Raw genomic sequence first — 9,394 nt, forward strand, 5'->3', positions numbered from 1 at the left:
ATGCAGCCTAGAGGCAAGATCGTCGTCGCGAGCCAGCATTATCCGCCTGACCCGAGCACGACGGCGGCGATCATGGCCGAGATCGCCTGCCGTCTTGCCACCGAGCATGAGGTCGTCGTGCTCTCGGGCTCGCAGGGCACGTTGCCGGCCGCGCCGACCGCCCCGGGCAAGCCCCGCGTCGTCGCGATCAGGAACCGCATGGCGGGCAAGGCGGCGCTGATGCGGCGCGGCGCCTCCGAGCTGTTGTTCGCGGCGCGCACGTTCTTCGCATTGGTGCGGGAGCTGAGGCGAGGGGACGTCGTGCTCACGGTCACCGCGCCGTTCATGCTGCCCTATGCGGTGGCAGCGGCGGGAAGGGTCAAGGGCGCGCGCTCGGCGCTGATTATGCACGACCTCTTTCCCGACGTGCTGGTGATGGCGGGCCTCTTGAAGCCCGGCTCGTTCGTGACGCGGACGATGCGCGCCGCCAACAGCCTGATGTTCCGCGCGCTCAATGCCGTCATCACCATCGGCCGAGACGCGGAGCGGCCGCTGCTCAGCTATTCGGGAATGACGCGGAGCAAGATCCGCTTCATCCCGAATTGGGCCACGCTCGTGCCGGCGCCGCGGCCGGTCACGCCGGACAATCCGTTCCGCAAGGCGATCTCTGCGCGCTTCATCGTCGGCCTGTCTGGCAATCTCGGCTTCACCCATGATCCGGAGATCGTGTTCGAAGCGGCGCGGCTCCTGGAGGACGAGACGGACATTCACTTCCTGCTGTCCGGCTGGGGCATCGGTTTCGATCGGCTGAAGCAGTTGCAGGCGGCGGCGAACCTCTCCAATGTCTCCTTTGTCGGGCGCGTCGAGGATTCCGAGCTTGAAGCGTTTCTGGCGGCCGCCGATCTCTGGATCATTCCGTACCGGAAGAACGTTGCGGGCGTATCGGTGCCGAGCCGGTTCTACAATCTGCTGGCGGTCGGCCGTCCCGTGGCGCTGGTGTCCGAACCGGAGGCCGAGGCCGCGTTGACGGTCGTGGAGAGCAGGCTCGGCTGGGTCGTGCCGCCGGGCCGTGCCGACCGGCTCGCCGAAGCGATCCGCGCCGCGTTCGATTCCGACTTCGACGGCATCGCGGCGCGCGCGGTGAAGGCGGCATCGCGGTTCGACCGGACGACCGCGATGAACGCCTATGCCGCGCTGATCGACGAATTGTTGCGCAACCCGAACCTTTCGGAGCAGCGATGAGCGAGCGTAAACCGGTCGTGCTGGTGACGGGAGCGAGCGGCTTCATCGGCCGTCATCTCGTGCCAGCCCTCGTCCGCGGGGGTTGGTCGGTCCGCCGCGCGGTCCGCAGCCCGGAAGGCGCCGACGGCGAAGTCGTGACCGGTTCGATCGGTCCCGAGACCGACTGGCGGGCTGCGTTGGACGGCGTCGACGCCGTCGTCCATCTGGCCGCGCGCGTGCACCACAAGCACGAGGAGCACGCAGTCCAGCTCTATCGCAACGTCAACGTCGCCGGCACGCTGCATTTGGCGCGCTGCGCGGCGACGGCGGGCGTGCGCCAATTCATCTTCATCAGCACCGTTCTCGTTCACGGCCGCAGCAATGAAGGCCGCGCGCCGTTCAGCGAAAATGACATCCTGACGCCGCGCGGCCTCTACGGCATGTCCAAGGCCGCGGCCGAGGCAGGCCTGAAGACGCTGGCGCGCGACAGCGACATCAAGATCTCGGTGATCAGGCCGCCGCTGGTGTATGGCGCGGGTGCCAAGGGCAATTTCGCGCTGCTGACGCGCGCGGTGAGCCTGGGACTGCCGCTGCCGTTTGCGGCGATCAGCAACCAGCGCGCCTTCCTGGCCGTGCAGAACCTGTCGTCGTTCATCCGCCGCCGGCTCAGCCATCCCGATCCCGCCAGCAACTTCGAGATCTTCCTGGTGGCCGACAGGGAACAGGTCTCGACGCCCGAATTCATCAGGCGCCTGGCCATTGCGTCGGGCGTGAGCCCGCGTCTGTTCGGCATGCCGCCGAGCCTGCTCTCGGCGCTGCTCAGCATGATGGGCCGGCAGGACACGCATGACAGCCTGATCCGCTCGCTCGAGCTCAACATCTCCAAGGCGCTCGCGACCGGCTGGCAGCCGGAGGTCTCGCTGGACGAGGGGTTGCGGCGCGCGCTGTCGGCTCAGGACGCCTGAGCGCGGGAGAAACGCCGCAGCAGGAGTGCGACCGCGCCCGCGCCCGCGAGCAGGGAGACGATGGTGATCGTCATCGAACCGGCGCGAACGGTGGCGATGGCGAGCAATGCCAGCACGAGATTGAGCGCGAATGCCTCGCCGACCACCCGCTTGACCGTGAACCCGTTGTCGGTTGCACGCTGATAAAAGTGGGTGCGATGTGCCGACCAGAACGGTTCGCGCCTGATGATGCGCCGAAACAGCGTAATGGTGGAATCTGCAAGATAATAGGCGGGCAACAGCAGCGCCGCGGCCGGCTGTCCCCGAAGGGCGAGCTCCAGCAGGCACCAGCCGAGCAAGAGGCCGATCGGCAGGCTGCCGACATCGCCCAGGAAGACTTTTGCGACGGGACGGTTGAACGGCGCAAAGCCGAGCATGGCGCCGCACAGCGCGGTGGCGATCAGCACGGCCGGCCACGAGAGATTCCCGAGCATTCCCAGCAGCAGCAGCGCAGCGGTGACCGGCACGACTTCCGCCACCGTCATCAGGTCGAGCCCGTCCATGAAGTTGACGAGGTTGACGAACCAGACTCCGGCGAGGACGATCAGGCCGCGCTCCAGCGGAAGCGGCAGCGCCGGCACGATCCGCGCGGTCTCGGGCGTGGTGAGAACCACCGCGCCGACGCAGGCTGCCTGCAGCACCAGCCGCACCAGCACCGGCAGCGACACGATGTCGTCGGCGAATCCGACCAGCGCGATCACGACCGTCGCGGCGACCAGCGCCGGCGGGATCGCGGCATTGGCCGAGGCCCCCCAGAGCGAGGCGACGATCAATGTCGCGGCGATCACCGCGATGCCCGCGCCCTGCGGGGTCGGGATGCGATGTGAGGACCGCGCATTCGGCCGCGCCAGTGCGTAGCGCTGGAGCAGGGGGCGGCTGGTCCAGATGACGAGCGCCGAGATCAGCGCGGCGACCGCAACGGCAAGCAGCAAGGGCGCGCCGGCGAGCGCATCGGCGGCCGAGCTCACTCCGGCACTCCGATCGGGGCCGATCCTTGCGCGGCTTTCTCCGCGCTGAGGATCCAGACCAGGCCGCCGAATGCGCCGACTATGAAGAACACGGCGCCGAACAGCAGCGAGACGTTGACGCCCTCGTTGGCGGCAAGCCCGGCGAAGCCGAACGCAAGGCTCATCGTGGCCTCGCGCACGCCCCAGCCGGCGATCGAGATCGGCATCATCGTGATCAGCATCACCGGCGGCACCAGCAGAAAGACGTCGCTGAAACGAACCGGGGCCGCAATCGACTGCACGACGCACCAGGCGATCACGACGGCCAGCACGTGAACGAGAACCGACAGGATTGCGATGACGGGCCCGCGGGTGCGGCTGAAGATCACGCGATTGGCGATCACGGCACAGGCGTGAATGTGATGCGTGGCCCACCAGGTCTTCAGCCAGCGCCATTTCAGCGCGCCGAAAATCAGGAAGCCGACGCCGCCGGCGAGCGCCAGGAGATCGATGAGCAGCAGCGCCGAACGCCCGTGCGGATCGGTGATGAGTGTGTAGCTCCAGGGCAGGCTTGCGACGATCACGATCGCGAGTGCGATGAGGCCGATCGCGCGGTCGACGAAGATCGAGTAGGTCGCCGCACGCCAGCCGGCGCCGGCGCGCGCGACCAGCCACAGCCGGACCGCGTCGCCGCCGATCGCCGACGGCAGGGTCTGGTTGAAGAACGAGCCGATCACGTTGTAGCGCATGGCGCGGCCGAGCTCGAGCGGCGCGCCGCAGACGGCGCTGATCTCGCGCCAGCGCAGCGCGCCGATGAAGATCTGCAGGAACGTGACCGCGATCGCGACGCCGATCCAGAACAAGCTGGTCACGGTGAAGCGCGAAAACAGTTCGGACAAATCGACCTTGCGCAGCGCCAGATAGAGCAGCGCCGCGGAAATCAGGATTTTGGCCGTCGACAGCAGGATTCGGCGCATCTCGTCCGCATGAACAGGGTTTGCGAAGATTTGAGGCAACCCGACGCGAGGCGCCGAATTCGGCCGCTTTGGTATGGTTTTGGCGCCGATCTTGCAATAGCCGTCATTAAGGGCGTCATGAAGAAGCCCTCATGAGAAACGGGTAGTCTATTGCGACCCTGTCAACGTGGCGGCTAAACAGGGGCGGCTCGGATCCTAGGGAACAGGATGACAGATCAGGCGATTTTGGTTACCGGCGCGGCCGGCTTCATCGGCTTCCACGTCGCCCGGCAGCTCCTGGGCGAAGGCCGCGCCGTTGTCGGGCTCGACAATCTCAACAGCTATTACGATCCGGCGCTGAAGAAAGCGCGCCTTGCGCTGCTCAGAGACGAGCCCGGCTTCTCCTTCGTCGAGGCCGATCTCGCCGACCGCGAGACGATGGCGGCGCTGTTTTCGCAACATCGTTTTGCCAAAGTCGTGCATCTCGCCGCGCAAGCCGGCGTGCGCTGCTCGATCGAGCAGCCGCAGACTTACGCCGATTCCAATCTGGTGGGCTTTCTCAACGTGCTGGAGGGCTGCCGCAACAACGGCTGTCGTCATCTCGTCTACGCCTCGTCATCCTCCGTTTACGGCGCCAACACAAAACTGCCATTTGCGGTTGCGGACCGCACCGACCATCCGGTGAGCTTCTATGCCGCGACCAAGAAGGCGAACGAGGTGATGGCGCAGTCCTACAGCCATCTCTATCGCCTGCCGGTCACGGGGCTGCGCTTCTTTACCATTTACGGCCCATGGGGCCGGCCCGACATGGCCATGTTTCTGTTCGTGAACGCCATCATGGCAGGCAAGCCAATCCGGCTCTTTAACCATGGCAAGATGCGCCGGGACTTCACCTATATTGATGATGTGACCCGTGTCGTATCCAAGCTGATCGATCTCGTGCCTGCGGACGATCCGTCTGCCGCAAATGCGCCGTTTAAGCTCTACAATGTCGGCAATCATCATCCGGAGGAACTGATGCACGTCGTCGGTCTTCTGGAGCGGGAGCTGGGCCGGACGGCGATCAAAGAATTGCTGCCGATGCAGCCGGGAGATGTGCTGGAAACGTTCGCGGATGTCGAGGATTTGATGCGCGACACCGGCTTTGCACCGTCAACGCCGATCGAGCATGGGATCCATAATTTCGTCACCTGGTATCGCGACTACTTCAAGGTTTGAGATCACGATGGACAAACGCATAATCCCCCTGATCATGTGCGGCGGTGCCGGCACGCGGCTGTGGCCGGCTTCGCGCGAGGTGCGGCCCAAGCAATTCCTGCCGCTGTTCGGCACGCGCTCGACCTTCCAGGACACGCTGCTACGCGTGTCCGATCCCCAGCTGTTCGATCGTCCTGTTGTCATCACCAATGCGGCCTATCGTTTCATGGTGCTGGAGCAGCTCGCCGAGATCGGCATCGAGGCGGACGTGCTCCTCGAGCCGATGCGGCGCGATTCCGGCCCCGCGATCGCGGCAGGCGCGGTGTTCGCGCAGAACCGCGCCAGTGAAGCCATCGTGCTCGCGCTCGCCGCCGACCACGTGGTGCAGGACAATGCCGCCTTCGTCGCCGCCTGCCGCGAGGGCCTTGCGGCCGCGAATGCCGGGCGCATCGTCACCTTCGGCGTCAAGCCGGAGCGGCCGGCGACCGAATACGGCTACATCAATCCGGGTGAGGTGATTTCGGGCGAGGTGTATGCGGTCGCACGCTTCGTCGAGAAGCCGGACGCGGTGAAGGCATCCGACTACGTCAATTCGGGCTATCTCTGGAACAGCGGCAACTTCATGTTCCCGGCCGCTGTGCTGCTCGACGAATACCGCAGGGTCGATGCGGGAAGCGTCGATGCCGTCACCAATGCGGTCAACAATGCCGGCCGCGATCTCGGCTTCGTCACGCTTGAGCCCGAGGCGTTCGGCGCGGCGAAGGCGATCTCGATCGACTATGCCGTGATGGAGAAGACCTCGCGCGCCGCCGTGGTGCCGGTGTCGTGCGGCTGGTCCGACGTCGGCTCCTGGCACGCGGTGTGGGAGCTCTCGGAGAAGGACGCGTTGGGCAACGCCGCGCACGGCACCGCCGTGTTCGAGGACTCGCGCAACTGCAACGTCACCACCGATTCCGCACTGGTCGCGCTCGAAGGCGTCGACGATCTCGTCGTGGTCGCCACCGCGGACGCGGTGCTGGTCTCGCGCCAGAAGGATGCCAACGGGCTGAAGCGTCTGGTGACCAAGCTCAAGACGGTCGCACCGAAGGTCACCGAGGAGCATCTGAAGGTGCACCGGCCCTGGGGCAGCTATCAGTCCGTCGACAATGGCGAGCGCCACCAGGTCAAGCGCATCGTGGTGAAGCCGGGCGGGCGGCTGTCGCTGCAGAAGCATCACCATCGTGCCGAGCATTGGATCGTGGTACGCGGCACGGCTCAGGTCACCGTCAACGAGACGGTGAAAACGGTGCATGAGAACGAGTCGATCTACATCCCCATGGGCGCCGTCCACCGCATGGAGAATCCCGGCAAGATCCAGCTGGAGCTGATCGAGGTCCAGACCGGCTCTTATCTCGGGGAAGACGACATCATCCGGATTGAAGACGACTATCAAAGGTCGTAACCAGCAAACTCCGAACCACGCGACCCGGGCCGAGAAGCGGTATCTTTTTCGGCTTAAGGCCCGGGGAACGTGTAACTTTTTGAATCAAATCGTGTCCGGCCTGCAAGGGCGGCATTCGCCACAAATGTGGCGTCCGTGCTAGAAGCGGCCCGGGGATTTGCGTTGAATCGGGGTTTGCTCAGATGATTTCCAAAGGGTCTGCACCGGCAAAGGCCGGCTTGCGCGTCGGCGTCATCGGTGCCGGTGTGATGGGCAGCAACCATGCGCGCGTGCTCAGCGGTCTTCCCGGCGTCAGCCTCGTCGGCGTCGTCGATCCCTCGCCCGCGCATCGCACGCGGGCCACCGAACTTGCCAATTGCGCAAGCTTCGAGACGCTCGACCAGCTCTTCGCCGAAGGCGTCGATGCCGTCACCGTCGCGGCGCCGACCCATCTGCATCACGAGGTTGCGCTCGCCTGCATTGCCAAGAACATCCATGTCCTGGTCGAGAAGCCGATCGCGTCGACGGTGGAGGAGGGCCGCGAGATCGTCGCCGCCGCGCAAAAGGCCGGCGTGACGCTGATGGTCGGCCATGTCGAGCGCTTCAACCCGGCGGTCGCCGCCGTCAAGCAGGCGATCGCGGGCGAGGACATTCTCTCCATCGCGATCACGCGCGTCGGCCCGTTCCCGCCGCGCATGTCCAATGTTGGCGTCGTCATCGATCTTGCCGTGCACGACATCGACCTGATCCGCTGGTTTACCGAATCCGACATCGTCGAGGTGCAGCCGCAATTGTCGAGCGCGGTCGCCGAGCGAGAGGACATCGCGCTGTTGCAGTTCCGCACCGAGAGCGGCGTGCTCGCCCACATCAACACCAACTGGCTGACGCCGTTCAAGGCGCGCAGCGTCACGGTTGCGACCCGCGACAAATACGTGATGGGCGACCTGCTCACGCGCCAGGTCACCGAGTGCTTCGGCTTCAAGCCGGATGGCAGCTATTCGATGCGGCATCTGCCGGTCGGCCATGACGAGCCGCTCCGCGCCGAGCTGCTCGCGTTCCTCAAGGCGGTGCGCCATGGCGAGACGCCGGCGGTGACCGGCGACGAAGGCGTCGCCAGCCTCGAGATCGCCACGCAGTGCCTGGAGACGCCCTCGCGTCCTGCGGCTACGTCACCTGCCCGCAAGGCGCCGCGCCGCGTCGCCGGCTGATCCCTTTCCATGTCGACCACTCAAGAAGCCGCCATGAACCAGCACCTGCGTCCCGATCCCATTCCCTTCATCGACGTCGCCTCGCAGCGCCGCCGGCTCGGCGCCTCGCTCGACACCGCCGTCAAGCGCGTGCTCGACCATTGTCAGTTCGTCAACGGCCCCGAGGTCTTCGAGCTCGAGAAGCAGCTCGCAGCCTATTCCGGCGCCAAGCACGTCATCGGCTGCGCCAGCGGCACCGATGCGATCCTGATGGTGATGATGGCGAAGAATGTCGGGCCCGGCGATGCCGTGCTGTGTCCATCCTTCACCTTCATCGCGACGGCCTCGCCGGTGGCGCGGACCGGTGCCACGCCTGTCTATGTCGACGTCGATGAGACGACCTTCAACATGAGCCCGGAGTCGCTCAAGCGCGGCATCGCGACCGCCCGCAAGGCCGGCCTCAAGCCTGTCGCGGTCATTCCGGTCGACCTGTTCGGCCAGCCCGCCGATCACGACGCCATTGCCGAGATCGCCAGGGACGAAGGCCTGTTCGTGCTCGACGACGCCGCGCAAGGTTTTGGCGCGAGCTACAAGGGCCGCAAGCTCGGCACGCTCGGGCACGCCACCGCGACCAGCTTCTTCCCAGCCAAGCCGCTCGGCTGCTTCGGCGACGGCGGCGCGATCTTCACCGATGACGACGAGCTCGCCGCGACGCTGCGCAGCATCCGGGTGCACGGGCAGGGTGTCGACAAATACGACAACGTCCGCCTCGGCCTCACCGGCCGGCTCGACACCATGCAGGCCGCGGTCCTGATCGAGAAGCTGAAGATCTTTGACGACGAGATCGCCGCCCGTAACAGGGTTGCGGAGCGTTACGCGCGCGGACTGTCGAATGTGGTCACCGTGCCGCGCGTCGCGCCCGGCAACACCTCGGTGTGGGCGCAATACACCATCCGCCTGTCCAAAGGCACCGACCGCGACGGCTTTGCCGCCGCGCTGAAGACCCAGGGCGTGCCGACCGCGATCTATTACGGCAAGTCGATGCATCAGCAGACCGCCTACAAGCACTATCCGGTCGCAGACGGCGGCCTGCCTAATTGCGAGAGCCTGTCGCAGGACGTCATCAGCCTGCCGATGCACGCCTACCTGACCGAAGCCGACCAGGAGCGAATCATCGCCGCCGTCCGCGGCGCGCTCGCGGGCTGATCGCGCTTTCACCTCTCCCGCTTGCGAGAGCTTTGCATTATTCGCGAATCTGCGATTCCCTAGACGGATTGGAGGGGATGGGAATGGCATATCGGCAGGTGGGGCAACCGAGCTTTGCGGACGCGCTGGCGTCGTCGCGGCGTGGAAAAGGCAATCCGGTGCTGAGGCGGATCAGCGAACTGGTGGATTGGACCGCGGTGGAGCACGTGCTGGGCGGTCTGCCGGAACCGGAGCGCGGGGCGCCGCCGTACCCGCGGCTGGTGATGTTGAAGGCGTT

8 protein-coding genes and 1 pseudogene are annotated in these 9,394 nt (G+C 65.8%); 7 read left to right on the plus strand and 2 right to left on the minus strand.

Annotated features, from left to right (window positions below; genetic code table 11):
- Both YU9_RS0134510 and YU9_RS0134515 read left to right on the plus strand, forming a co-directional pair.
- A complete protein-coding gene (locus tag YU9_RS0134510; RefSeq protein WP_027576848.1) occupies positions 1-1,221 on the plus strand; it encodes a glycosyltransferase family 4 protein in 1,221 nt (406 codons plus the stop codon).
- The gene (locus tag YU9_RS0134515) at positions 1,218-2,165 is read left to right on the plus strand and encodes an NAD-dependent epimerase/dehydratase family protein (RefSeq protein ID WP_027576849.1); all 948 of its coding nucleotides are present in this window, start codon (positions 1,218-1,220) and stop codon (positions 2,163-2,165) included. Before YU9_RS0134510 ends, YU9_RS0134515 begins: the two co-directional genes overlap by 4 nt.
- Here the strand turns inward: YU9_RS0134515 and YU9_RS0134520 are convergent.
- Positions 2,153-3,172, minus strand: coding sequence for a glycosyltransferase family 4 protein (locus tag YU9_RS0134520; RefSeq protein WP_027576850.1), 1,020 nt, complete (start codon positions 3,170-3,172; stop codon positions 2,153-2,155). The two genes, YU9_RS0134515 and YU9_RS0134520, sit on opposite strands and share 13 nt — an antisense overlap.
- Complete coding sequence (locus YU9_RS0134525; protein ID WP_027576851.1) at positions 3,169-4,128, minus strand: lysylphosphatidylglycerol synthase transmembrane domain-containing protein; 960 nt, start codon at positions 4,126-4,128, stop codon at positions 3,169-3,171. The genes YU9_RS0134520 and YU9_RS0134525 overlap by 4 nt, the downstream gene beginning before the upstream one ends.
- Before the next feature lie 207 nt (positions 4,129-4,335).
- Between YU9_RS0134525 and YU9_RS0134530 the strand changes: the two genes are divergently transcribed.
- The 5 genes and pseudogenes from YU9_RS0134530 to YU9_RS43405 all read left to right on the plus strand — a co-directional run.
- A complete protein-coding gene (locus tag YU9_RS0134530; protein ID WP_027576852.1) occupies positions 4,336-5,325 on the plus strand; it encodes an NAD-dependent epimerase in 990 nt (329 codons plus the stop codon).
- Positions 5,326-5,332: 7 nt separating this feature from the next.
- Positions 5,333-6,745: a mannose-1-phosphate guanylyltransferase/mannose-6-phosphate isomerase gene (locus YU9_RS0134535; protein WP_027576853.1), complete on the plus strand. Its 1,413-nt coding sequence runs from the start codon at positions 5,333-5,335 to the stop codon at positions 6,743-6,745.
- Between the two features lie 182 nt (positions 6,746-6,927).
- Positions 6,928-7,932: a Gfo/Idh/MocA family protein gene (locus YU9_RS0134540; protein WP_027576854.1), complete on the plus strand. Its 1,005-nt coding sequence runs from the start codon at positions 6,928-6,930 to the stop codon at positions 7,930-7,932.
- Between the two features lie 9 nt (positions 7,933-7,941).
- The gene (locus YU9_RS0134545) at positions 7,942-9,117 is read left to right on the plus strand and encodes a DegT/DnrJ/EryC1/StrS aminotransferase family protein (protein WP_027576855.1); all 1,176 of its coding nucleotides are present in this window, start codon (positions 7,942-7,944) and stop codon (positions 9,115-9,117) included.
- 83 nt (positions 9,118-9,200) lie between these two features.
- Positions 9,201-9,394: pseudogene (locus tag YU9_RS43405) on the plus strand (IS5/IS1182 family transposase); the annotation flags it as partial.

It is taken from the genome of Bradyrhizobium sp. WSM1743 (assembly GCF_000473065.1).
In the GTDB taxonomy this organism is placed as follows: Bacteria; Pseudomonadota; Alphaproteobacteria; order Rhizobiales; family Xanthobacteraceae; genus Bradyrhizobium.

What these genes read in the sequence shown, in the direction of transcription:
- YU9_RS0134540 (WP_027576854.1), top strand. Translation starts at nt 6,928, where the DNA reads ATGATTTCCAAAGGGTCTGCACCGGCAAAGGCCGGCTTGCGCGTCGGC.
- YU9_RS0134525 (WP_027576851.1), bottom strand. Translation starts at nt 4,128, where the DNA reads ATGCGCCGAATCCTGCTGTCGACGGCCAAAATCCTGATTTCCGCGGCG.
- YU9_RS0134510 (WP_027576848.1), top strand. Translation starts at nt 1, where the DNA reads ATGCAGCCTAGAGGCAAGATCGTCGTCGCGAGCCAGCATTATCCGCCT.
- YU9_RS0134535 (WP_027576853.1), top strand. Translation starts at nt 5,333, where the DNA reads ATGGACAAACGCATAATCCCCCTGATCATGTGCGGCGGTGCCGGCACG.
- YU9_RS0134545 (WP_027576855.1), top strand. Translation starts at nt 7,942, where the DNA reads ATGTCGACCACTCAAGAAGCCGCCATGAACCAGCACCTGCGTCCCGAT.
- YU9_RS0134530 (WP_027576852.1), top strand. Translation starts at nt 4,336, where the DNA reads ATGACAGATCAGGCGATTTTGGTTACCGGCGCGGCCGGCTTCATCGGC.
- YU9_RS0134515 (WP_027576849.1), top strand. Translation starts at nt 1,218, where the DNA reads ATGAGCGAGCGTAAACCGGTCGTGCTGGTGACGGGAGCGAGCGGCTTC.